The following is a 24,749-nucleotide window of genomic DNA, read 5'->3' on the forward strand; positions in this document are numbered from 1 at the left end:
ACATTATTGCAAAAATTCTCATAGTTTTGTATATCATATATTTTATTCTCAAGCGGAAGTCAGGATAATATAGAAAGAAATATATTATGGATAAAATTTCATACCAAAGACTATTAGAGAGTAAACCTATAGAAGAAATTACATATCAAAATTTATTATTTACTACAGAATGGGAAAGAACAAGAAAAAGAATTATTGAGAGAGATGGTAAAAGGTGTAGAAAATGTAATTATTCTGCAACAGGTTCTTATGCACATTTTGATAAAGAAAAAAATTTATATAGTTACTTGACCGACGATGGAACAGAAGAAAAACAATCTATTTTAGATAATAATGGTTTCGTAATTGATGTTGAAATTCCAAGACTGGTTGTAACTTATAAACCCTATCATTTACAAGTACATCACAAGTATTATATTTTTAATAAGCTTCCATGGGAATATAAAGATGATGCTTTAATTACACTTTGTAATTGGTGTCACTCAGAATTACATATTGAATCGAATATAGAAATTTTCGATAATGAAAGTTTTGCTAATAGTCAGATATTAATTCCTTGTGGTCGATGTAATGGTACAGGTTGGTTTGAACAATATAATCATATACAAGGAGGTGTTTGTTTTAAATGTTTAGGAAAAAGATTTACTACTCCTTTGATATCTTTTTAAAGATTCGACTTTTAATATTTTTAAAACATCATTAAAGGGATATAGTTTACAATTATCATTAAAAAGTAGTATATTTGCATGCAATTTAACTACAAATTGCAACATGAAGGCACATATAAATAAAATCATCGGCGAAGGTCTTACTTACGATGATGTACTCCTTATTCCGAATTACTCCGAAGTTTTACCACGCGAAGTAAGCATACAATCAAAATTTTCACGAAATATAACGCTCAACGTTCCTATTGTTTCGGCAGCTATGGATACCGTTACCGAAAGCGCTATGGCTATTGCTATAGCCCGCGAAGGCGGTATAGGTGTACTGCACAAAAACATGACTATTGACCAGCAGGCTACCGAAGTCCGTAAAGTAAAACGTGCAGAATCAGGTATGATAATAGACCCTGTTACATTACCGCTAACGGCAAATGTAGGCGATGCTAAAAATGTAATGCGTGAGTTTAGCATTGGCGGGATTCCTGTTGTAGATGAAAACGGCATACTGAAAGGTATTGTTACCAATCGTGATTTACGTTTTGAAAAAGATAACAATCGCTCTATACTGGAAGTAATGACCTCTGAAAAACTGATTACCGCAGGAGAAGGAACAACATTGAATACAGCCGAAAGCATACTGCAAAAGCATAAAATAGAAAAACTACCTGTTGTAAATGACGATTACAAACTGGTAGGGCTTATAACCTTTAGAGATATTACTAAACTTACCCAAAAACCGATTGCCAATAAAGACAAGTTTGGCAGGCTGCGTGTTGCTGCTGCGCTCGGCGTTACCGCCGATGTGGTAAAAAGGGCAGAGGCTTTGGTAAATGCTGGTGTTGATGCCGTAATTATAGATACAGCACACGGGCACACACAAGGTGTAGTAAAAGTACTGAAAGAAGTAAAAGCAAAATTTCCTGAGCTTGATGTGGTAGTAGGTAATATTGCTACTCCCGAAGCAGCATTGTACCTTGCCGAAAACGGTGCAGATGCTGTAAAAGTAGGTATTGGTCCGGGGTCTATATGTACTACCCGTGTGGTGGCAGGTGTAGGCTTCCCTCAATTCTCGGCAGTGCTGGAAGTAGCTGCTGCTTTAAAAGGGACAGGTGTTCCGGTTATTGCCGATGGTGGTATTCGCTATACAGGTGATATACCTAAGGCACTTGCTGCGGGAGCGGATTGTGTAATGCTTGGGTCATTACTTGCCGGAACTAAAGAATCTCCGGGAGAAACAATAATATTTGAAGGCAGGAAATTTAAATCCTACAGAGGTATGGGATCTGTAGAGGCAATGAAAGAAGGGTCTAAAGACCGTTACTTCCAAGATGTGGAAGATGATGTTAAAAAATTGGTACCCGAAGGTATAGTGGGACGTGTACCCTATAAAGGCGAATTGTTTGAAAGTATGCTGCAATTCATTGGCGGGCTTCGTGCCGGAATGGGGTATTGCGGAGCTAAAGATATTCCTACATTGCAGGAAACAGGTCGTTTTGTACGTATTACATCAAGCGGTATATCCGAAAGTCACCCACACGATGTTACTATTACTAACGAATCTCCGAACTATTCAAGATAATTAATTAAGAGTTCACACTAAACTACAAATAACACAACGCACAAAAAAGCAGGAGTAATTACTCCTGCTTTTTTATTGCTGATTTTTTCTTGCTGCTGTTTCGGCTTGTTCCTTTTTAAGTTCATCACTTTCCCAAGCATGGTCATTAGCCCCAAGCTGTGCATAAAGGTCATTTTTTATAAGCTGTTCCTGCATTTCAATTTCTTCCATAGTAGTAATAAGGAATGCTTTTTTATCGTGGCGTTTATGTGCCAGCCTAAAGGTAGCTTGCTCGTCATACTTAATAAAACGCTGTCCTTGCCTTGTAGCGGTATAACGCCTGTGCCCCATTGCTACCAATGCATCAACACCTAAGTGTATGGCACTGTACAGGTTTTCTCTATAAAAATTTTGAATACCCAAATCGACCATTTCAAAAGCATCGTTACGATTTCGCGCCCGCGCCAGTATTTTCAGGTGAGGATAGTGTTTTTTTATTTTTTCTATTACAGTTAAATTTACCCGGGGGTTATCAATGGCAGCAATAAATATTTTGGCATTTTCGCATCCGGCAGCTTTTAATAACTCCAGCCGGGTAGCATCGCCATAATATACTTTAAATCCCATTTTTCGTAATGAATCTACACGTTCCGAATTCATATCCAGTACTGTAGCGGGTATTCCGTTAGTTTTTAATAATCTGCCTATAGTACTCCCGAAGTTCCCGAAACCTGCTATAATAACATCGTTTTGCTCGTCCTCATCAATAGTATCATACTCTTTTTTCGATTTTTTATCTTTTGTACCGCCAAAATAGGGGTCTATCCATTTTTCGTTAATAAGCAATAAAAAGGGGGTACCTATCATACTTATGGCAATAACAGCCATCATTTGGTTTGCCAATGTAGTTGGCATCAGGTTAATCTGATTCGCAAAGGCAAGTATCACAAAGCCAAACTCTCCTGCTTGACTGAGGGCAAAGGCGAAGAGCAGGTTTTTGCTTGCTTCTTTTCTATATAACTTTCCTATACCAAAAAGCACAAAGAATTTTATAGAATTAAAGATAGTCGAAAAAATAATGATAAAGGCAGGATCGGCAATTATCAGGGTAAAGTTGATGGAGGCGCCCACGCCTATAAAAAACAGCCCTAAAAGCAGTCCTTTAAAAGGTTCTATATCGCCTTCCAGTTCGTGCCTGAATTCGCTATTGGCAAGTACCACACCCGCCATAAATGCTCCTAATGCAGGGCTAAGCCCTACAAGCTGCATGATGAAAGACACGGACATTACCAATAGAAGAGCCGATGCGGTAAAAAGTTCCTGCAGGCGTGTTTTGGCTATTACGTGCAATAATGGTACTATAATGTAGCGTCCGCTAAAATATACTGATGCTACCGTACCAATTACTATGGCAGCCTGTAACCATGCCGAGAAATCGCTTATCAGCGATTCTGATAAGTTTTCATTTTGAATTTCGCCATCTGCCAAAAAAGGCAGTATAGCCAATATGGGAATTACTGCAATATCCTGAAAAAGCAAGACTGCAAACGATGACCGCCCCATAGAGGTTTTAGTGAGGTTTTTTTCCTTTAGCGTTTGCATTACAATAGCTGTAGAAGACAGTGTTAATGCCAATGATATGGTAAGTGTTGTTTGCCATTGCCAGTTTAATACTAGCGAGCAGGCAAGGAATAGTACCAGTGTGGTAGCGACTACCTGCAATCCGCCCATACCAAAAATAAAACGTCGCATTCTCCAAAACTTATTTGGATCGAGTTCCAACCCGATAAGAAACAGCATCATAACCACGCCAAATTCGGCAAAGTGCATAATGTCTTCGCCTTCCTGCCCAATCAAGCCCAATACATAAGGCCCTATAATGATACCTGCAAAAAGATAGCCCAATATAGAACTGAGTCCCAATTTTTTAGCTATCGGAACGCATATTACCGCTGCGGTAAGGTATATTATTGCCTGAAAGAAAAAACTGTCTTGCATAATTATCCGAGTTTAGTTTGAAACCAATCGTTAAAATAATTATATCCTGAAAGCTCTGTAATATTAATACCTTTGTTTTCAATATATTCCAGTAAGGCTCTGTAATGTTTGCCACAGGTTTCATAGTCCTCTGCTTTCATGGAGTGAGTGCCGTGCACTACATAGGGGGGCAGGTAGGTCATGTTACAAACTTTAGCTGTTTGATTAAAGGGTTCTAACAGTTCCATTACGGTAAATCTGTCCCGTCCCATATCACTGTAATTTTCTTTCTGCCCGCCGGTGGTTATAACCTGCAATAATATTTTACCTTTCAGGGCTTTACCTTCTTTGCCATAAGCCCATCCGTGTTCCAGTACTATGTCTATCCACTGTTTTAACAGCGGCGGGCAGTTGTACCAGTACATAGGATGATGCCATATAATAATATCATGAAGCATCAGGAGTTCCTGTTCCCGTTTCATATCTACGTCAAACTCCGGGTACTCCTGGTATAAATCGTGAAATGTTATATTCGGAGAGTTGGGTATATGTCTTACTAACGCAGCGTTAGCGTTCGATTTTTCGAACAGTGGATGTGCAAAGAGAATAAGAATTTTGTTGGGCATACATAAATTTTACTGTTTTTAAAATTATGGATTTATTCCCAAATAATTAGCAGGAGTTATCTGTAATAACTCATTTTTAACATCATCCGATACATTAAGGGCAGTAATAAATGTATGTATCGCGTTTTTATCAATTACGGTATTGGTACGCGTAAGATCTTTTAAGGCTTCATAAGGGTTAGGATAGCTTTCGCGGCGCAGTATGGTTTGTATAGCCTCAGCCACTACAGCCCAGTTTTTTTCTAAGTCTTCCGCAAACTTATCTGCATTAAGCAATAGTTTATTTAGCCCTTTCAGTGTAGCTTCAAATGCTATAAGGGTATGCCCGATGGGTACCCCGATGTTACGTAATACGGTACTGTCAGTAAGGTCGCGTTGCAATCTTGATATTGGCAGTTTTGCCGATAGGTGCTCGAATAAAGCATTGGCGATACCTAAATTACCTTCGGAATTTTCAAAATCGATAGGGTTTACCTTGTGTGGCATAGCCGATGAGCCTATTTCGCCTGCCTTTATTTTTTGTTTAAAATAGTCCATAGATACATACGTCCAGATATCCCTGTCAAGGTCAATCAATATGGTATTGATGCGCTTTAACGCATCAAAAAATGCTGCAAAATGGTCGTAATGCTCTATTTGTGTAGTGGGGAAGGAGTGTTTTAATCCCAGTCTGCCTTCTACAAAGTCATTACCGAACTTTCTCCAGTCGGTAGCAGGATATGCCACAAAATGCGCATTAAAATTACCCGTAGCTCCGCCAAACTTGGCTGCGAATGGTATATTGAATAACAGGCGCAGTTGTTCTTCCAATCGTTCTACAAATACCCCAATTTCTTTACCCAAGCGGGTAGGGGATGCCGGCTGCCCGTGCGTGCGTGCCAGCATAGGTATATCTGACCATTCTACACTCAACTCTTTTAGTTTTGAGATTACGCCTATAAGTGCCGGCATATAAACATCCTCAAAGGCTTCTTTGGCAGAAAGCGGTATGGCGGTATTGTTAATATCTTGTGAGGTAAGCCCAAAATGTATGAATTCTTTATACTGCTGTAAACCCAATTTATCAAAAGCTGATTTAATAAAATATTCTACCGCTTTTACATCGTGGTTGGTGGTTTTTTCTATTTCTTTTATCTGGAGCGCATCTTCTGTACTGAAATTTTTATAAATATCACGCAATGCACCAAAGGTATTTTTATCTACTCCCTGTAATTGGGGTAAGGGCAGCTCGCATAGCATGATGAAATATTCCACTTCTACCAATACCCGGTAGCGTATTAAGGCTTCTTCAGAAAAATAAGGGGATAAGGATATGGTTTTACTTCTGTATCGTCCGTCTATAGGGGATATGGCGTTTAGTTCAGATAAAGGCTGCATTTGTTGTGTGTTTGAATAAACGGCAAAGATAGGGGTTTCTATGAGATTAAATATTAATTCATATTGTAAAAGATATTATGATTTATCTTCTAATATCTTTAGATTTTTATCTCGTCTTTTTCTATCTGGATCAATAGTTGACTTAAATAAATCTATTTTCGCTATATATTCCATTGGAAATTCATTCTTGATAGCTCCGCGTAATACTAGTTCCTTATACCAATCATAAGGATATAAATTTTCAATAATAGACTCTTCATTAGCAATATAAACTTGAGCCTTATGCTTGTTATTTTCAGGATCAGTAAAATCCATTGAAGTTTCTTCATAGCCTTTTCCAAGTCCTTCAAATCGATCTAATTTAGGCTTATCTGTACTATTGATTTCATAAAGTACTCCCCAAACAATATCTTCTAAATTTCCAGTATAGACAATGTTTGCTTTGGATGAGCCATCCGTACTTTTTTTATTGAAGGATAGTAAATAGCCTTCAATAAAAACATTAGATATTTTCTCTACAGAAGAAACTCTTTCTTTAATTCTTCTGTAATACATATTAGAGCCGTAAGCAAAAATTTTCATGATGAACTTTTAAGTATTGAAAGCTATGTTTTTTTAATCTTCTCGGACACAACCTCCATCCCTTCACTTGCCGTTAATGGAAATACTTCCAGTGGATTTCGCAAATTAGGTATGTGTGCCGGTTTTGGGTCTATATAATACATAGGTACATTGGGCGCGGCATAGTCTATTAGCCCCGCAGCGGGGTAAACCTGCATACTCGTGCCTATTACAATAATATAATCAGCTTGCTGTACCACTTCCATAGCGGGCATTATGGCGGGTACGGCTTCGCCAAACCACACTATATGGGGGCGTAGCTGCTTTTGGGTAACGGGGTGCAGTGTGTCTTCGGTTATATCATCTGTCCAGTCTATAATAGCTGTTTCGCTGGTAATGCAGCGTGCTTTCAGCAATTCGCCATGCAGGTGCAGTACATTAGTGCTTCCGGCGCGTTCGTGCAGGTCATCTACATTTTGGGTAATAACGGTTACGTCAAAAATACTTTCAAGCTCCGCAATTATGGTATGGGCTTTATTAGGGTGTACTTCTTTTAGTTGCTGCCTGCGTTTATTGTAAAAATCCAGCACAAGTGCCGGATTTTTACTAAAACCTTCGGGAGATGCCACTTCCATTATATCATGACCTTCCCACAAACCGCCTGCATCGCGAAAGGTGTTTATGCCACTTTCGGCACTCACACCTGCACCGCTCAGCACCACAAGTTTCTTTTTCATAAATTCATTATACTTTTCCTAGTGTATATAGCTGTTCCAGCGTAGGGCTTGGGCTACCTCCGGCAGGCTCAAGGGTTATACCAAAAGCTTCAACTCCTTCAAATGTATCCACTTTATAAATGCCTTTATTAGCATCTGCTGTTGAAGCATCAAGTACACCTATGCTGGTTGGGGTAAACGGACTTAATTTTAATGCCCATACCTGATATACTTTGCCTTCCGGTGGTTCGGGCAGTCCGGCTATATCTACATAAGTTTCGTTGTCGTCTTTGTTTACATAAATTTTCGCATAAGCATCAGGCGCAACTTGCTGCCCGTCTAATGATATAACAGCGTTGCCTTTATCTCTCACAATTTCCAGAGCTCTTTCGGTTTGTGTTTTTTCCTGCTCTATGCTTGCTACCATTTGCTCAAACTTGTTACGCTCTGCGGTTGCCTGTTCTGCTTCTTGGGTAACTTCGTTATATTTCATATACTGGATACCTATGCCTATCAGTAATATAACTGCTGCTGCCCATCCGATGTACTGTGATATTCCGCCACTACGACGTGTATCCATTTGTACAACACCGCCTTCTTGCTTCTCTATGAGTTTGGCATATATCCTGTTATAGTTTTGTGCCGAAAGTCTTGGTGAAATACTATACGAAAGGTTTATCACTGCTTTTTCGATAGCAATTATTTCATCTTGTACTTCAGAGTCTTTCTTCGCCATTTCCTGCACCTCGTTATTTTCAGCTTCGGATAGTAATCCGAAAACAAAAAGTTCGAGGGTTCCTGATTCTATTAATTCATTACTGCTCATTGTACTTGTAGTATTGTTCTTAGTTCATTAATACAATTTCTGTTCTGCGTTTTCACTGTCCCTAAAGGTATTTCAAGTTCTTCTGACGCCTCTTGCTGTGTATAACCTTTAAAGAATAACAGATCTATTATACGTATGCATTTCGGTTTCAGCTTTTTTATGAACTCCTTTATTCCAATAGCATCAATTTTGTTTGTTGTTGATGTATTATAGTCCAAAATATGTACGAAATTATCAGAAGATAGGTTTTTCTTACTGTTGTTATGGCTTTTAGATCGTAACTTGTCTATCGATGAGTTTCGGGCAATGTTCAGTATCCATGTAAAGAACCTCCCTTTACTAGTATTATAACTATCAATGTTTTTCCATATTTTTACAAATACTTCTTGAAGGACATCTTCGCTTTCTTCTTTATCCTTAAGGAGATTAAAAATTACACCATAAAGGCTTTTGGAGTACATGTCGTACAGCAGTGTAAAGGCTTTGCTGTCTTTTTTGTAAATTTGCTCTAGTAATTCTTCCTGTGTCATAATTAGGTTTTAAACCCCTAATTTAATAAAAGATTTTTAACCTCAGCATTTATAATGAAAAATACCTATACTATTGATTATCTCACTTATATTGAAGGTTTTATTACGCAGGAAAGGAAGCAGCGTTTTTTGGAAGTATTACAAAATCGTACGAAACACTTTACAGTAGCTGTAGAGGATGTTTTTCAACTACATAATACCAGTGCCGTAATGCGTACCTGCGAGGTATTTGGCATACAAGAACTGAACGTGATAGAGGAGCGGTATGGTAAGGATATTGATAAAGAGATAGCTATGGGGGCTCAAAAATGGGTAGATGTAAACCGATTTGATGCTACAACAGCTTGTATAACCTCATTAAAAGAGAAGGGGTATAAAATAATAGCCACTTCGCCGCATAATGATTCGTGCCTGCTTGATGAATTTGATATCAACCAACCCGCAGCTTTGTTTTTCGGGACAGAAAGGTCAGGACTCTCGGATGAAGTTATTAAGGCGGCCGATGGTTTTATAAAAATACCTATGGCCGGATTTACTGAGAGTTTAAATATATCGTCTTCGGCAGCAATAATAATACAACATCTTACTAATCGGTTAAGACAATCAGATATTAATTGGCAATTAACGAAGGAAGAAGTGATACAAAAGCGTATTGACTGGACACGAAAATCAATAAAAGATATTGATTTTATTACTCAAAAATATTTGGAAGAGGGTGCTTAATTATCTCGGTTAAGTGCTTTATACTCTTCATAACAACCGCTTATGGCATCCATAATTTGTAGGTCGTTTGCTGTGGTTATAAAAACTTCCGAGTAATTGCAGCGTTCTAATATATCGGCTATTTCATCTTTGGTAACGCCTAATAAAGCCGCCAGTGTCTCTCTGTCAAATTTAGAGGCAAGAGCGTTTCTTACGGTATCGTCCTTTTTCATTTCCCTTAGCCTGCGCATTTCGGCAGGTTTTTTACCAAATATATTATGCAGCAAGTCTGCCGGATTAAGTACCGAACTTACTATGCGTTTAAAGGCGCTTGGCGAGTTTTGTCCGCCTTCATATCCTTGCGGTAAACCTGATATGCTGTATCGGTAATTGTTTTCTCTAATAGGAGCCAGTTTAGAGTCTATTTGTAAATAGCCCGTAAGGTTATATTTGTTTATAATAACCTCTTCAAGGGTGTAAGCTCTTTCTGTTAGTGGTATTTTGGTTGTAGTAGTATTATTAATCCAGTCGTTGGTTACTCTTACTTTTATAGATTGGTATCCTATTAATGATATATGAAGTGTGTCATTCACACTTGCCTCTATGGTAAATTTACCTTGTGGGTCAGTAAGTGTTCCCTTAACCTTATTAATATTGATAATGTTAACGTTTGCCGCAGGTAGTAATGTTCCATCATTTATGATGATACCCGACACTGTTTTTGCCTGCTGCGCAAAGCCACAAAAGGAAAAACTTAAAAATAAAAAAACTACAAAATATCTCATTGACTGCTTATGTGACGTAAAAGTAATAAACAAACGGGATATTTTGTAGTTAGTATGTAATTATCAAGAAATATTTATATTAACTTCTTCTTGGCTTTCTTTCTCTGGTACCACTTCTGCCTTCGGTTTTTCTTGCCGGACGGTCAAAAGAGTTCTCACTTCTGCCGGTTTTTCCTCCGCCAAAAGACTCGCTTCTGCGACCTCCGCCGCCTCCGCCAATGCTTTTTCTGCCACCGTGGTCTCTGCGTCGGTTGTTAGAACCGCCGTCATTTTTAGATATTTCAACATTTATCCTGCGCCCTTCAAGGTGTACGCTGTTCAAAGTATCTAAAACTACTTGAGAGTGTTCAGCTTCAGTATTAAAGAAAGAGAAGCCTTCTTTTACATCTACTTTAAATACATCATCACGACCTAAACCAAGTGTATCACGAAGGAAGTCTTTTAATGTCATCCAATCAAAATTATCTCTTGACCCAATGTTTATAAAATAGCGTACTGCACCGCCATTACTGCTTATAGCAGTACCGCCACCATCACGTCTGTCTCCGGCAGGTTGTGCAGAAAGATCTCTGTTTTTCTTATAATAGTTAATAAATCTGTTAAACTCTACCGCTACCATTTTTTTGATAAGTTCTTCTTTAGAAAGATCTTTCATTACTTCATAAATAGCCGGAAGGTAAGAGTCTATTTCATGATCTACTTCTACATCTTTTATTCTGTTGGCTAAATGGAAAAGTTGTATTTCGCAAATTTCCATTCCCGACGGAATTGTTTTCTCTTCAAATTTTTGTTTGATAATACGCTCTATTGCAGATATTTTGCGTAATTCACTTTTAGTAATAATTACAATAGATGTACCCAGTTTACCGGCACGCCCTGTACGACCGCTACGGTGGTTATAAGTTTCTATTTCGTCAGGAAGCTGGTAATTAATAACGTGTGTTATGTTATCCACATCTATACCTCTTGCTGCTACATCGGTAGCTACAAGCATTTGTATTTGCCTGTTTCTAAACGATTTCATTACCGAGTCACGTTGTGCCTGAGATAAGTCGCCGTGCAATGCTGCAGCATTATATCCGTCTTCAATAAGTTTTTCGGCAACAGCCTGTGTATCTCTTTTGGTTCGGCAAAATACTACCGAGAAAATATCAGGGTTAGCATCCGAAAGGCGTTTTAATGCTTCATAACGATCGCGCGCGTTTACTAAATAAAATTCGTGCGAAACGGTAGATGAGCCTGAGTTTTTATGTCCCACTGTTATTTCAAGTGGTTTTCTCATAAATTCTTTGGCTATACGGGATACCTCTTGCGGCATGGTAGCCGAGAACAGCCATGTGCTCTTTTCATTAGGCGATGTAGAAAGTATAGAAACTATATCTTCATAAAAGCCCATGTTAAGCATTTCATCTGCTTCATCCAGTATGCAATAATCTATTTTAGAGATGTTTACCAAACCTCTGTTTATCATATCCTGCATACGTCCGGGAGTTGCCACAATAATTTGAGCACCTCTTTTAACTTCTCTTGCTTGTTCTGTAATACTGGCTCCGCCATATACTGCTACGGTATGAATACCTTTAACATATTTGGCATAAAGCTTAATTTCGTTTGTAATTTGCAGGCAAAGTTCACGCGTTGGTGATAGTATAAGTGCCTGTGTGTTTCTGTTTTCCGGGTCTATTTTCTGGATAAGCGGAAAACCAAAAGCAGCGGTTTTCCCTGTACCTGTTTGTGCTAATGCTACAATATCTGTGTCTTTTTCCAATAATAGGGGAATCGCCTTTTCCTGTACCTCTGACGGATTTTCAAATCCTAGATCTTTTATCGCCTTCAGAAGCGATTCATTCAATCCTAATTGTTCAAATTTATTCATATATAATTTTAAAAATAGCTGCAAAGGTACTGTTTATTAGCGAGATATGCTAATATGAGTGATAGTTTTATTTGAAGTAAATAAATTGAAAATCAGATAGTTATTTTTTTAGGAATGCTAACAGTTGTGCTACAGCTTTACCCCGATGGCTTAGCAAGGTCTTTTCTTCAAGCGAAATCTCTGCAAACGTTAGGTTTTTCCCTGTAGGTTTAAAAACAGGGTCGTAGCCAAATCCTTCATTACCTGATCGTTCTGTTGCTATTTCGCCCTCTGCTATCCCTGTAAATAAATATTGTGTCTTGTTTATGTTAAGCGCAATCACTGTTTTAAAGTTTGCTTTTCGGTTAGTAATACCCTTTAATTCTTCAAGTAACTTACTCATGTTGTCATTAGCATCTTTCTGTTCTCCTGCATAGCGTGCAGAATATACTCCGGGAGCACCATTTAAGGCTTGAACTTCAAGCCCGGTATCATCGGCAAAGCAATCATAACCATAGTTTTGAGTAACATAGTTGGCTTTTAGTATGGCATTACCTTCTATGGTATTGGCAGTTTCGGGTATTTCTTCATGGCAACCGATGTCTTCCAGGCTAAGCAATTGTATACTATCCGGAAGTTGATGTTTTATTTCCTGTATTTTATTTTTATTGTTGGATGCAAAAACAAGTTTCATATTATATGCTATAGGGATCTTTGTTTTTTTTACTGCAAAGTAAATCAGTAATATTGGCAATTAAAAACCAACGTACATTTTTGCCTTTACTAACTTTTGAAGCTGTTATTATTACTGCAAAAAATTCGATAATATTAAACAGGATAACAGCAAAAAGATAAATACCATAGTATAATGTAACTTCTTTAACATTAAGCATTATGCTAATTGTCCATCCTACGGCAATGCTGTTAAAAGGAATCATGATGGTTTGTGCCAATATTGCCTGTATGCAATGCCATCTTACAAAATAGGATGATTTTAAGTTTCCTAAATAATATATAACTGATGCTGTAATATTAATAACGGGAAGCGGAACTCCTACAATTACAGCCACTATAGCCATCAAATAGCTATTGGATGCTTTTTCGTATTCATTGGGGTGTATTATTTTTTGCTCTTTGTTACTGGTCTCTTCTGTATATTCCATAATTTGGTTAAAAGCGGTTTGAGTAACCCGGGTAGTACCAATTTTTGTAATTATCGGTTTTTCAAAAATAAAATAATTTTACAGAACTAGCTAAAAAAAACAATAGCGCAGAGTAATTAATAAATACGGTTAATTGTAACTGGTACAATAGTTATTTTCGTAAAGTTTGGTTTAGGTATATTTACAAGAGATGTAGGCGTTACCGTAGTAGGAATAAACTATACCTGTTATCTTTTTAAAGAAGTACAGGATTCATATAAAAAATATATTACAGGTATAGTCTATTTATTTGATATATAAAAATTAGATATATAGATTTATTTTCTCCAGATTTTTCTGGCGTGTTATTTTTTGGATACCAAACCAATCTATTATTGTCCAAATGCCTGCGCCTCCACATGTTAATAATTTAGCAACACCAAGACCGGTATCACCTATCATAAAGCGGTCAATTCCTAAACCTCCTGCGAAAATAGAAACAAGGATAGTGGTTTTTGGATCTTTGAAATCGATAGCTTGTATTGAAGCCCATTTAGATTCGTCTACCTTCATAAGTCTTTCACGGATGTTGTTAACTTGGTGACTTTCAAAATACCTTGCGTTTGTAGTAATAAAAAGATCTACTTTTTGCTCATTCATAATTTGTATGTTTTTTTGGTTAAAGTTGTAAAAATATATATTTATGAGAGTTGTAATATTAACATAATGTTAACTATTTAAGTATCTTCTTGTTATTTCTTTCAAAATTAATTATTTTATAGTCCCTTCTGTATATTCCATATCCAGTTTATAATTAACAATACTATTAATATAATGGCTATATGTTTATTTTTTATCGTTTTTTCAAATCGTAAGAAACTTTTATAGAGTGTATCTTTTTTATACGCAAGATCGTATAGTAACCAAAATGGAAAAACAAGTAATATAGCTGCTACAATAAGCCCAAGGGGGTTTATAAGTACTGCATCTTTAATATTACCTTTCATTAGTGTAAGTACAGAGCGTGTATTGCCACAAGAAGGACAGGGTATTCCTGTAATGTTTTTAAAAAAACAGACTGGCATATTATTGTGCTTGGGAGTTTCTCGCAACAGTATATATGCCAGCCAGCTATATCCGGCTGTTAATCCTAATGTAATAATGAGATACAGCTTTTTTTTAGTCATTATTTATACAAGGAATTGCTGTACTTTTTCCATGTTTTTATCGCGAGTGGCATCCATAATAAGGAATAAATCTACAATAGCCCATATACCAAGCCCACCACACGTTAATAGTTTTGCTACCCCAAGCCCTGCATCGCCTATCATAAAACGATCTATACCTAAACCACCTGCCAGTATAGAAACAATCAGGATAGTTGTTGGGTCTTTTAGCTCTACACTTTGTATCATGCCCCATTTAGAGTCATCCATAACCAATAGTCTTTCGCGAATATAGTTTAACTGTTGACTTTTAAAATACTTTGCATTTGACATGATGTACATGTCCACTTTTTGTGAATCCATTTTTGGTTGTTTTTGGTTGATTAATCCTGTAAAACTAAAAAAATATTTGATTTGATTATAATTCTGTTCTTTTTTTAGTTGGTTAAAAAAAGAAATAAATTTTTTTAAGTTAAATTTACATAACGTTTTTATATAAAAAGCAACGAGTAACCAATGCTTATATTAAAAAATTATTATGACGTAAGCAATTTAATAACTACTTTTGATGCGTTTTTATGACACTGAAAATTTTGATATAATGGTAAACGATTTATTTGAAAGGATACAAAAAAATAAAGGTCCTTTAGGAAAATGGGCTTCTCAAGCAGAAGGGTATTATGTTTTTCCTAAACTGGAAGGTCCGTTGGCAAACCGCATGATGTTTCATGGCAAGGAGGTTATTAACTGGAGCATAAACGATTACCTGGGCTTGGCAAACCATCCCGAAGTAAGAAAAGTAGATGCCGAAGCAGCAGCAGAATATGGAGCCGCTTACCCTATGGGCGCACGAATGATGAGCGGACATACATCTGTACACGAACAGTTAGAACGAGAACTTGCTGCTTTTGTACAAAAAGAATCAGCATATTTACTAAACTTTGGCTATCAGGGTATGGTATCTATAATAGATGCATTAGTATCTAAAAACGATATTATAGTATATGATGTAGATTCGCATGCCTGTATAATAGATGGTGTACGTTTGCACATGGGTAAACGTTTTACCTACAAGCACAACGATATAGAGAGCCTTGAAAAAAACTTGGAGCGTGCCACAAATATGGCCGAAACTACAGGCGGAGGCATACTTGTTATTACCGAAGGTGTATTTGGTATGAGAGGGCAACAGGGAAAACTGAAAGAAATTGTAGCACTTAAAGAAAAATATAACTTCAGATTATTGGCAGATGATGCGCATGGTTTTGGCACCTTGGGTAAAACAGGTGCAGGAGCAGGAGAGGAGCAGGGATGCCAGGATGGTATAGATGTTTACTTTTCTACTTTTGCAAAATCTATGGCAAGTATAGGTGCATTTGTAGCAGCCGATAAGGATGTTATAGATTTTCTTAAATATAATTTGCGTTCGCAAATGTTTGCCAAATCATTACCGATGCTTTTAGTAAAAGGTGCGCTTAAGCGTCTTGATATGCTTAGGACAATGCCGGAACTGAAAGCTAAACTTTGGGAAAATGTAAACGCGCTTCAAAACGGATTAAAAACAAGAGGGTTTAACATAGGTGATACCAATACTTGTGTAACTCCTGTTTACCTTGAAGGCAGCATACCCGAAGCTATGGTTATGGTAAATGATTTAAGGGAAAATTATAGTATATTCCTCTCAATAGTAGTATATCCTGTAATTCCCAAAGGTATTATCTTACTAAGAATGATACCTACTGCTACCCATACTATGGAGGATATAGAGCTGACACTAAAAGCTTATGAAGCTATACGCGAAAAACTGGAAAACGGTACATATAAGCAAATTGCTGCTAAAACTACAGTTGATGTATCTGCTGAATAAACAAACTATAAATATTATAAAATGAGAAAGCCCATACAAATGTATGGGCTTTCTCGTTTTTAAAGGTCTTTTCGGTAGGTTCTTCTCCTTTTATGAATAATGGGGTTAAAGTGCTTCCACAAATTATGCATGGCAAAGTTGTCCTCAAGTTCAGGCGTTCTGATGCAGTTTCTGATATTGTTTTTAGTAAATACCTTGTAATATTCATCAAATATTATAGCTGTAACTCCTTTATTTTGATATTCAGGATCAACACCTATCAAATAGAAAACAACATCTTTACTGTGTTTTCTTGCTCTTAATAAATGCAAAAATCCAAAAGGGAAAAGTTTACCGTTAGCTTTTATGAGTGCTTCGGCAAATGAGGGCATCACAATACTGAAAGCTACCAGATTACCATCTTTATCCTCAACAAATTTTATGTACTCCGGATTGATAAGACCTATATATTTTTGCTTGAAATACTCTTTTTGCACTTGTGATACAGCTACAAAAGAGGCCAGTTTTTCATAGGATTTATTAAACAAATCAAACATTTTATCTACATAAGGCATAACTTCGGCGGTAGTAGTAAAAGTTAAGGCTTTAAGTTGATATCGTCTTTTAACAAGGTCAGTAGCTTTTTCAAAAACAGTAGGGCTAACATTGTTGAAAGAAAATATACTTTCTATATATTCTTTTTCTTTAACAAAGCCCAATTTTTCAAAATGTTCTATATAGTAAGGATAGTTGTACCAGGTTATGGCTGTACCTATTTTGTCAAAACCTTCGGTAAGTGCGCCTACTTTGTCCAGGTTTGAAAATCCAATAGGACCTTCAACATACTCCATTTTATGCTCCCTTCCATATTCATAAACCTTTTCCAGCAAAGCTTTGGTTACTTCGATGTCATCTATAACGTCAAACCAGCCAAAACGCACTTTGCTCTTTTGTTGCATTTTTACTTCCTGCCAATTAATTATTACAGCAACTTTGCCTACAATTTCATTGTTTCGATATGCCAAATAAAATTTTGCATCGGCATGAGCAAAGGCAGGATTTTTCGTAACATCAAAATTTTCGAGTTCGTCGTCTATAATGGGTGGTACCCAGTAGGGACAACCTTTGTATAATTTAAAAGAAAATTTTATAAAATCTTTTATTTCTTTTTTAGTTTTTGCTTCTTTTATGGTTATCATTAGCATTAATTTCCTTCAAGTTCTATTTCGTCCAGGCGTTGATTTTTCTTCTTTTTTCGCTCTTCCCGTTCTTTATCTTTTTTCTCTTTCTCTTTTTTCTGTTCCTCATTATATTCATCCTCACGCTCACCCTTACCGGCAATCAGCACATCACTATAATTGGCATCAAATCGCCACGAAAACCCGATACTGCCATATAATATGGATGGAGTATCTTTAAAATTTCCTGTTACAGAGGCATCTATCTGCATAGTATCGCTTAGTAAATGGGCTGCACCAATTCTGCCTAAACCATCGGCATAATAATCGCTGCTAAATCCCTGAAACTCGATAAAACCCGACCATTTTTCGTTAAAGCCTCTTGTAAGCGTGGTAATATAACCAATACTTGGATATTCTGTAGGGAATTTGTCAAAAATTACGTTATTTACCCATACCCATTTACCAAAATGATTTTGGGCTATAGCCATTACTTTAGCACTTACATGATCATCAGGAAAAGTATAAGGATTATTGCCGCCAATAAGGTTTGCGCCTGCATATACAGCTACCGCGGGTATTAGTGTTCGCCATTTAAACCTGTGGTTAGCTTTCCAGCTATAAAGATTAGGCTCGGGGTTATAGTTTTTATCAGGGTCATATACAAGATATTTAGCCCCTATCGTAAACTGCTTAAAGTCGTTTCTGTTGGTTGTATATAAAGCATCTTCCTGTTGGTCTATTTGATATTGCATTTCGGCTATAAACTCTAGCTCTTCCATAAAAGCGCCATATCGCAAGGCAAGATCTATACCCATACCCCTTGTTTCATAATTAAGTATGCTGTGTTCCTCCATTATTCCATATACCCCTGTTTCTACCTGTGCGATGGTTTTGCCTACAGCAAATGCTGACATTGACATTCCGGGACGGTTAGAGTTTATCTGATCTGTATATTGAGCATTTATTATCGGGCAACTTAACAGAAAGATATAAGGAGTTATCTTTTTAATAATATTCATATTTGGCTTTTTTATTATTCACAGTCCTTTAGGCTTTTTCAAAAATACTACATTTTATTATTATTTTAAGAACACTAATTTAATTTTAAACCATAGATTACTTATTTTTGAAGAAATTTTAATTATAATGGTAACGGCATCTCTTACAGGAATACTGCGTACAATATTTATCTTATATACTTGTTTATTATGCAGTTAAGTTTTTGCTTCGCCTTTTTGCTCCTGTCCTTATGCAACAGTTAGTTAAAAAAGCAGAGCAAAATTTTTATAATCAGCAACAATTCAATCAGCAGTATAACAACCAACAACAAGCTTCATCCAATCAGGATAAAAAACCAAAAGAAAATAAAAAAGTTGGCGAATATATTGATTATGAAGAAATTGATTAAAGTATTATAAAGCTCCTCTATAAGAGGAGTTTTATATTTTAAGTTCCCTTTTATTAGCCATAAATATTACTACTTTTAGGGAAATTAAGTATCTTCACGGCGTTTTTACAGTTATAAAAATATAATCGTTACATGAAGAACATCAATAAGCTCTACCCACATCTTCTTGCCTTAATAGGTTTTGGAGTTATTTCACTTATTTATTTTTACCCGGTATTACAGGGTAAAAAAATATACCAGTCGGATATTGCACAATATACCGGTATGGCAAAAGAGCAAAACGATTTCAGGAAAGAAACCCAAGAAGAGCCATATTGGACCAATAGCGCTTTTGGAGGTATGCCAACATACCAGTTGGGAGCTGATTATCCGCATAATTACGTTAAAAAATTAGATTCGGTATTACGCGCCCTACCGCGCCCTGCTGATTACTTATTTCTCTATTTTATAGGGTTTTATATATTAATGTGTGTACTAAAAGTCGATCCGCTAAAAGCCTTTTTTGGCGCGCTTGCTTTTGGTTTTTCTACCTACCTTATTATCATTCTGGGAGTAGGGCATAATGCAAAAGCCCATGCCATAGCCTATATGCCTATGGTAGTGGCGGGAGTATTACTTGTGTTCAGGAAACGTTATATAGCAGGAGGGTTACTCACTATGATTGCTGCCGCATTGGAAATTAATGCCAACCATTTCCAGATGACCTATTACTTGCTGCTGTTATTGTTAGTTATCGGTATTTATTACATTATACAAATAGTTAAAGAAAAGGAATTTAAGCATTTAGGGTTACTATCAGGTACTTTTATTATTGCAGCAATTCTTGCTATAGGCGCTAATGCTACTAACTTGATGGCTACAGCCGAATATACCGATTTTAGTATTCGTGGTAAAAGTGAGCTTACTATAAATCCTGACGGCTCTGCTAATACTACTGACTCTGCTATGGAGTATGATTACATAACAGAATACAGTTATGGGATAGCCGAAAGTTTTAATCTTATTGCTCCAAGGCTTTTTGGGGGTGGCTCGCGCGAAAATGTGGGTGAAAACTCAGTAATGCACGAATTTGTATTAGAACAAGGTGCAAACCCGATGGAAGCTAAAGATTTTGTAGCCAATGTGCCAACCTATTGGGGCGATCAGCCTATTGTAGAAGCTCCTGCCTATATAGGAGCAGTAGTTTTCTTTTTGGCACTTTTAGGGTTGTTTGGCGATAAACGCAAGATTAAATATGCTTTTCTTGCAGGGGCATTACTTTCACTATTACTCTCATGGGGTAAAAACTTTCCGGCATTAACTACTTTTTTTATTGACTATGTCCCCATGTATGATAAATTCAGGGCAGTATCATCCATACAGGTAATACTGGAGCTTTGTTTCCCTATACTGGCATTAATGGGGTTACAATCTTTCTTTAAAGCCGATAAAGAAGAACAATGGAAAGTTTTAAAAATAGCAGCAGGTACGGCTTTAAGTATAATTCTCTGTTTGTTCTTGTTTAAAGGCTCGTTTAGTTTTACGGGTATAATGGATGGTCAGCTTAGGCAAATGTATGGCGATATAGGTCCTGCATTTGTAGAAGCTTTGAAAGAACAGCGTATGAGTATGTACACATCTGATTTACTGCGTTCCGGATTTTTAATATTGGCGACAGCAGGAATACTTTGGGTATTTAAAGAGAAAAAACTACAAGCTACCATAGCTACCATTTTAGTAGGTATACTTATGGTTGGTGACCTTTATTTTATAGACAGAAATTATGTAAATAAAGAAGATTTTGTGAATGCCCGTGAGGTAGATGTTCCTTTCCAAGCTACACAAGCCGACTCGTTTATCCTACAGGATACTTCATTCTACAGAGTATATGAACCACAGTTAAGATTACAGGGGCGTACTTCCTATTTTCATAACTCGGTAGGAGGGTATAGTGCTGTAAGGCCACGAAGAATGGATCAGTTATTCAACTATATTGTTGATCCACAAATACAGGATATGATTCAGACTATTAATCCTGAAAAAATGGCATTGGGTGAAAAATTTCCTGTACTTAACTTGTTGAACGTAAAATATATGCTGTTACAAGCCGGCGAAGGGCAGGAGGTAGCTATTACCAACCCCTATGCGAACGGAGCTGCTTGGTTTGTACAAGATGTAAAAACAGTAAATACTGCCGATGAAGAGCTTTTGGTATTAAATGAATTGGATAGTAAAAATCAAGTAGTCATTAATAAAAATGACTTACCTGATGTTTTGAAAAAATCGACTTTTGCGAAAGACAGTACTGCTGTTATTGCATTAAAAACACACGAACCTAATTACTTGAAATATACATCGAATAATAAGAACGAAGGACTGGCAGTATTTTCAGAAATGTATTATACCAATGGTTGGAATGCTTATATAGATGGTAAGGCGGTACCTCATTTTAAAGCTGATTTCGTATTGCGCGCCATGGCAATACCTGCGGGTAAACATACTATAGAGTTTAAGTTTGAACCACAGGTAATAAAAACGGGCAGCACCATAGCCTTGATTAGTTTTATATTTATGCTTTTATTTTTAGTATGGGGCATATATATGAGCAATAAAAAAACTGCTGAACACCCAAGCGGAGAATAATAATTGATTTTAAGTTGAAAAAAGTTCTTATCATAACCTATTATTGGCCACCGGCAGGAGGGCCCGGCGTACAGCGCTGGCTTAAATTTGTAAAATACTTACCCGATTATGGTATTGAACCTATAGTATATATACCCGAAAATCCTACTTATCCTTTTCTGGATAAGGGTTTACTAAACGAGGTAGATGAAAAGGTTACAATACTAAAGCATAAAATTATAGAGCCTTATAGTTGGGCTTCGATATTCTCTAAAAACACTAAGAAGATAAGCGCAGGCATTATTCCCGATAAAAAGAAACAATCTTTTACGCAGCGATTGATGCTGTGGATTAGAGGTAACCTTTTTATTCCTGATGCACGCGTACTATGGGTAAAACCATCTATTAGTTATCTGTCAGACTATATTCAGAAAAATAATATAGATACTGTTATTACCACAGGACCTCCACATAGTTTACATCTAATAGGGTTAGGGCTTAAAAAACATCATAACATTAAGTGGTTTGCCGATTTTCGCGACCCTTGGACGACTATTGGCTATCATAAAGAATTAAAGCTTTCCGATAATGCTGCTAAAAAACATAAGGAGTTAGAGCGAGAGGTTCTAAATATTGCCGACCAGGTTATTGTAACCAGCCCAACCACAAAAAAAGAATTTCAAGTAATTACTAAACAACCTATTACGGTTATAACCAATGGATATGATGTAGAAAAGGTAGGCAAACAACCTGCAGATGAGAAATTTACATTGGCACATATAGGCTCTTTCTTGTCCGAACGTAATCCATTAGTGTTATGGCAATCGATTTCAGAACTTGTTAATGATAATCAAGAATTTAAAAAAGCATTTCAATTAAAATTAATAGGTGCAGTAAGTCAGGAAGTACTCAGTACTATGACCAAATTCGGATTGAACCGTTATGTGAATAACTTAGGTTATATATCGCATGCCGAAGCTCTTGTAGAACAACGAAAATCGCAAGTGCTGCTATTAGTTGAGATTGATTCGCCAGATACCCGTTGTATTATACCCGGTAAACTGTTTGAATACATGGCTGCCGAACGCCCTATACTAGCCGTTGGTCCTGAAGGTGCCGATATTGAAAGTATAATAAAAACTACTAATACAGGGGTATTTACAACCTATTCTGAAAAAGAAAAGATTAAAGAAACACTTTTAAATTATTTTAAGCACTATCAGGAAGGAAATCTTAAAGTTAATGCAGTGGGGCTACAATACTATTCGCGTAAAAACCTGACAGGGCAACTGGCTAATTTGCTAAATAACTAACAATCAGAAATGTAAAATCCCGCCTTCCTCTTATGAAGGAGCGACGGGACTTAACAAACCAACCAACCAATTATTAACAAATCTCAAAAAAGTATTATGAGATTCATATAACTAATCACAAGTTGTGTGCCAAAGTTGATTTAAATGTAATTTATTTTATTACTATTATGGAATATATTTTCTGAAATGATGACAATAACAAATCCAATCACATAAGTTAACATATCCATCCAGGCAAAAGAGGTACCAATTATAATTGTTGCCAGTTTTGAGTCCTGAAGCCCTATAACTTCAACAAACCTGAAGTATTGCAGCATTTCTATCAGAAAAGCGAAAATTAGTACTGAAATGGCGACAGGCAGAAAAGGCAGTTTAAAAAATGATTTTATAAAGCAGTAAATTAATATTACTACCAGTATATCTCCAACATACGGACGTATGATGCTATCATGAACGTATAAAGCAATTAATACTTCGATTATGAAGAGCAGGATAGTAAGAGAAAAACACTTCCGATTGAAAATCAGCATCTTTTTTAATAGTTTTTATTTTAAGCTTTGTCTTGCATTGTTAATTCCCATGTCCCCAGTTTTGCTAATTCTCTAATTTCTTCTAATTGTGAGTCACTAATTTTAGGACCTTGTTTACCACTTGCTTTTTGATTCATTAGATTTTCTTCACCTGCTTCTGTCGAGTCTTCCTTAGGATGTTCTAATCCCAAAGTATGACCTATTTCATGAGCAGATGTAATTATCAGTTGGTCTTCTGGGGTTACTTTTGCACCATTTATAAATACTCGATTTCCCATTCCCGGCGTCCATGCCAGTTGTCTGCCAAATTGCATTCTCTGTCCCAATGAAGAATACCCATAATTAGGGAGCGAGGCAGGGCCGATACAATATACCTGTACATCTGATTCGGCGGCACTACCTACGTTAATAGTATTAACTTGATAATGTTTATTTGAATAGGTACTATTTATAATTGTATTTATATGATCCCGCAGTCCCAATATTTTCGCAGTATTATCCGGCGTTGAACCTTCATAGTAAATTTTTAAATTAAGTACTTGCTTAATGCTGTGTATATCTTTCCCAAGCCCAACCTTTTCTTCAATTTCCCGCACAAGCGAAAGCATTTCAGCTTTGTCTGAAAATTTATATTTAGCAGGACTATTTAATAAAACTCTATATACAGTTTGTTGTTGTGGGGTTAATCGCCAGCTTGACGGCGTGAAATCTACACCTTGTTCATATTCTTCTTCACCAACACTTATTTTTCGTTGAATTATCAACTGCTGATTTTTATTTATTTTTTTTAACTGCGTGTAAGAACTATCATTTAACGAATCTGCTTTACTACCCATTACATCTGCCTCTCTCTCTAAGCCTTTATCGTCATTAACATTCACACCGCCTTTCATTTGCAGGGTAGGTCTTACGTGTCCTTGTTTTTGTTGTACTACATGCCAGGCTTCATGAGGCAAGTGTTTTTCTTGCCCCGGAGCGATATGAATGTTGTTGCCTTGCGCATAGGCATGTGCGTTGAGTTGGGCTGGTTTATTGGAGTTGTATTGTACTTTTACATCATCCATAGCGTACCCCGAAAGGTTTTCTATGCCCAGTTTAAGATTGTCGGGCATACCTGTTTTGTTTTCGGTTCTTTGTATTGGAGCAGGCCGCTTAGGAACATAGTTTTTTACTGTCTCCTGTATTTTTTGCTGAGCAACAGCTCCGGGGCGGTTATCTGCAAGTTGTAATGTAGGTGTGCTGCTGCTTTGCTTTTGAGTAACTGTGTTGGTAGCAGCTTTTATTTTGCTGTCATGAGGTTTTTGAGTATAGGTGTTCATAATTTATAGCCGGTTGGGTTAGGAGATGAGTTAATGCAATTATGAGCTGTTTTGTATATGACTGA

At 36.8% G+C, this 24,749-nt stretch carries 25 protein-coding genes; 7 read left to right on the forward strand and 18 right to left on the reverse strand.

Translation table 11 applies throughout. The features are described 5' to 3' along the window. Positions 1 to 86: 86 nt before the first annotated feature. Together E0W68_RS07705 and guaB are read left to right on the forward strand one after the other, a co-directional pair. Positions 87 to 668 carry a hypothetical protein gene (locus tag E0W68_RS07705; protein ID WP_135218847.1) on the forward strand — a complete coding sequence of 194 codons (582 nt, stop codon included), beginning with the start codon at positions 87 to 89 and terminating at the stop codon, positions 666 to 668. Positions 669 to 771: 103 nt separating this feature from the next. Beyond that, positions 772 to 2,244 carry an IMP dehydrogenase gene (gene guaB, locus E0W68_RS07710; RefSeq protein ID WP_135218848.1) on the forward strand — a complete coding sequence of 491 codons (1,473 nt, stop codon included), beginning with the start codon at positions 772 to 774 and terminating at the stop codon, positions 2,242 to 2,244. A 72-nt stretch (positions 2,245 to 2,316) separates the two neighbouring features. On the opposite strand, the gene E0W68_RS07715 is transcribed toward guaB, so the two are convergent. The 7 genes from E0W68_RS07715 to E0W68_RS07745 form a co-directional block, all read right to left on the reverse strand. Next, a complete protein-coding gene (locus E0W68_RS07715) occupies positions 2,317 to 4,221 on the reverse strand; it encodes a monovalent cation:proton antiporter-2 (CPA2) family protein (protein WP_135218849.1) in 1,905 nt (634 codons plus the stop codon). 2 nt (positions 4,222 to 4,223) lie between these two features. After that, positions 4,224 to 4,826, reverse strand: a complete 603-nt coding sequence (locus tag E0W68_RS07720; protein WP_135218850.1) for an NAD(P)H-dependent oxidoreductase — start codon at positions 4,824 to 4,826, stop codon at positions 4,224 to 4,226. 24 nt (positions 4,827 to 4,850) lie between these two features. Continuing rightward, complete coding sequence (gene purB, locus E0W68_RS07725; RefSeq protein ID WP_135218851.1) at positions 4,851 to 6,203, reverse strand: adenylosuccinate lyase; 1,353 nt, start codon at positions 6,201 to 6,203, stop codon at positions 4,851 to 4,853. Positions 6,204 to 6,278: 75 nt separating this feature from the next. Further along, entirely contained in the window at positions 6,279 to 6,785 is a 507-nt protein-coding gene (locus tag E0W68_RS07730) for a gamma-glutamylcyclotransferase family protein (RefSeq protein ID WP_135218852.1), read from the reverse strand. 23 nt (positions 6,786 to 6,808) lie between these two features. After that, positions 6,809 to 7,501 carry an SIR2 family NAD-dependent protein deacylase gene (locus E0W68_RS07735; protein WP_135218853.1) on the reverse strand — a complete coding sequence of 231 codons (693 nt, stop codon included), beginning with the start codon at positions 7,499 to 7,501 and terminating at the stop codon, positions 6,809 to 6,811. Positions 7,502 to 7,508: 7 nt separating this feature from the next. Further along, positions 7,509 to 8,306 carry an anti-sigma factor gene (locus E0W68_RS07740; protein WP_135218854.1) on the reverse strand — a complete coding sequence of 266 codons (798 nt, stop codon included), beginning with the start codon at positions 8,304 to 8,306 and terminating at the stop codon, positions 7,509 to 7,511. Continuing rightward, entirely contained in the window at positions 8,303 to 8,836 is a 534-nt protein-coding gene (locus E0W68_RS07745) for an RNA polymerase sigma factor (RefSeq protein WP_135218855.1), read from the reverse strand. Before E0W68_RS07745 ends, E0W68_RS07740 begins: the two co-directional genes overlap by 4 nt. A 54-nt stretch (positions 8,837 to 8,890) precedes the next feature. Here E0W68_RS07745 and E0W68_RS07750 point away from each other — a divergent pair, with 54 nt between their 5' ends. Further along, positions 8,891 to 9,559, forward strand: coding sequence for a TrmH family RNA methyltransferase (locus tag E0W68_RS07750; RefSeq protein WP_135218856.1), 669 nt, complete (start codon positions 8,891 to 8,893; stop codon positions 9,557 to 9,559). Here the strand turns inward: E0W68_RS07750 and E0W68_RS07755 are convergent. The 7 genes from E0W68_RS07755 to E0W68_RS07785 form a co-directional block, all read right to left on the reverse strand. Next, a complete protein-coding gene (locus E0W68_RS07755; RefSeq protein WP_135218857.1) occupies positions 9,556 to 10,323 on the reverse strand; it encodes a carboxypeptidase-like regulatory domain-containing protein in 768 nt (255 codons plus the stop codon). The genes E0W68_RS07750 and E0W68_RS07755 overlap by 4 nt on opposite strands. A 79-nt stretch (positions 10,324 to 10,402) precedes the next feature. Then, positions 10,403 to 12,199, reverse strand: a complete 1,797-nt coding sequence (locus tag E0W68_RS07760) for a DEAD/DEAH box helicase (protein WP_135218858.1) — start codon at positions 12,197 to 12,199, stop codon at positions 10,403 to 10,405. 100 nt (positions 12,200 to 12,299) lie between these two features. Then, positions 12,300 to 12,872 (reverse strand): non-canonical purine NTP diphosphatase, encoded by a 573-nt coding sequence (locus E0W68_RS07765; protein ID WP_135218859.1) that lies wholly within the window; start codon positions 12,870 to 12,872, stop codon positions 12,300 to 12,302. 1 nt (position 12,873) lies between these two features. Continuing rightward, positions 12,874 to 13,341, reverse strand: a complete 468-nt coding sequence (locus E0W68_RS07770; protein WP_135218860.1) for a hypothetical protein — start codon at positions 13,339 to 13,341, stop codon at positions 12,874 to 12,876. Positions 13,342 to 13,644: 303 nt separating this feature from the next. Then, the gene (locus tag E0W68_RS07775) at positions 13,645 to 13,980 is read right to left on the reverse strand and encodes a TM2 domain-containing protein (RefSeq protein ID WP_135218861.1); all 336 of its coding nucleotides are present in this window, start codon (positions 13,978 to 13,980) and stop codon (positions 13,645 to 13,647) included. Positions 13,981 to 14,096: 116 nt separating this feature from the next. Continuing rightward, complete coding sequence (locus E0W68_RS07780; protein WP_135218862.1) at positions 14,097 to 14,507, reverse strand: DUF2752 domain-containing protein; 411 nt, start codon at positions 14,505 to 14,507, stop codon at positions 14,097 to 14,099. 3 nt (positions 14,508 to 14,510) lie between these two features. Next, positions 14,511 to 14,849, reverse strand: coding sequence for a TM2 domain-containing protein (locus tag E0W68_RS07785; protein ID WP_135218863.1), 339 nt, complete (start codon positions 14,847 to 14,849; stop codon positions 14,511 to 14,513). A gap of 238 nt (positions 14,850 to 15,087) precedes the next feature. Between E0W68_RS07785 and E0W68_RS07790 the strand changes: the two genes are divergently transcribed. Further along, a complete protein-coding gene (locus tag E0W68_RS07790; protein WP_135218864.1) occupies positions 15,088 to 16,353 on the forward strand; it encodes an aminotransferase class I/II-fold pyridoxal phosphate-dependent enzyme in 1,266 nt (421 codons plus the stop codon). 59 nt (positions 16,354 to 16,412) lie between these two features. On the opposite strand, the gene E0W68_RS07795 is transcribed toward E0W68_RS07790, so the two are convergent. Then, on the reverse strand, positions 16,413 to 17,531 hold the full coding sequence (locus E0W68_RS07795; RefSeq protein WP_135218865.1) for a GTP cyclohydrolase: 1,119 nt from the start codon (positions 17,529 to 17,531) through the stop codon (positions 16,413 to 16,415). A gap of 5 nt (positions 17,532 to 17,536) precedes the next feature. After that, the gene (locus E0W68_RS07800) at positions 17,537 to 18,532 is read right to left on the reverse strand and encodes a transporter (protein WP_135218866.1); all 996 of its coding nucleotides are present in this window, start codon (positions 18,530 to 18,532) and stop codon (positions 17,537 to 17,539) included. A 230-nt stretch (positions 18,533 to 18,762) separates the two neighbouring features. On the opposite strand from E0W68_RS07800, the gene E0W68_RS13950 reads away from it, so the two are divergent. The 3 genes from E0W68_RS13950 (at position 18,763) to E0W68_RS07815 (ending at position 22,835) form a co-directional block, all read left to right on the forward strand. Continuing rightward, complete coding sequence (locus E0W68_RS13950; protein WP_225990292.1) at positions 18,763 to 18,921, forward strand: hypothetical protein; 159 nt, start codon at positions 18,763 to 18,765, stop codon at positions 18,919 to 18,921. Between the two features lie 132 nt (positions 18,922 to 19,053). Continuing rightward, positions 19,054 to 21,543 carry a YfhO family protein gene (locus tag E0W68_RS07810; RefSeq protein ID WP_135218867.1) on the forward strand — a complete coding sequence of 830 codons (2,490 nt, stop codon included), beginning with the start codon at positions 19,054 to 19,056 and terminating at the stop codon, positions 21,541 to 21,543. Between the two features lie 14 nt (positions 21,544 to 21,557). Continuing rightward, complete coding sequence (locus E0W68_RS07815) at positions 21,558 to 22,835, forward strand: glycosyltransferase family 4 protein (RefSeq protein ID WP_135218868.1); 1,278 nt, start codon at positions 21,558 to 21,560, stop codon at positions 22,833 to 22,835. 140 nt (positions 22,836 to 22,975) lie between these two features. Here the strand turns inward: E0W68_RS07815 and E0W68_RS07820 are convergent, their stop codons facing one another. Beyond that, positions 22,976 to 23,365 (reverse strand): ribosomal maturation YjgA family protein, encoded by a 390-nt coding sequence (locus E0W68_RS07820; protein WP_135218869.1) that lies wholly within the window; start codon positions 23,363 to 23,365, stop codon positions 22,976 to 22,978. 20 nt (positions 23,366 to 23,385) lie between these two features. Further along, a complete protein-coding gene (locus E0W68_RS07825; protein ID WP_135218870.1) occupies positions 23,386 to 24,684 on the reverse strand; it encodes an eCIS core domain-containing protein in 1,299 nt (432 codons plus the stop codon). Positions 24,685 to 24,749: the final 65 nt, after the last annotated feature.

The organism is Flavobacterium salilacus subsp. salilacus (assembly GCF_004634195.1).
Taxonomy (GTDB): domain Bacteria; phylum Bacteroidota; class Bacteroidia; order Flavobacteriales; family Flavobacteriaceae; genus Flavobacterium; species Flavobacterium salilacus.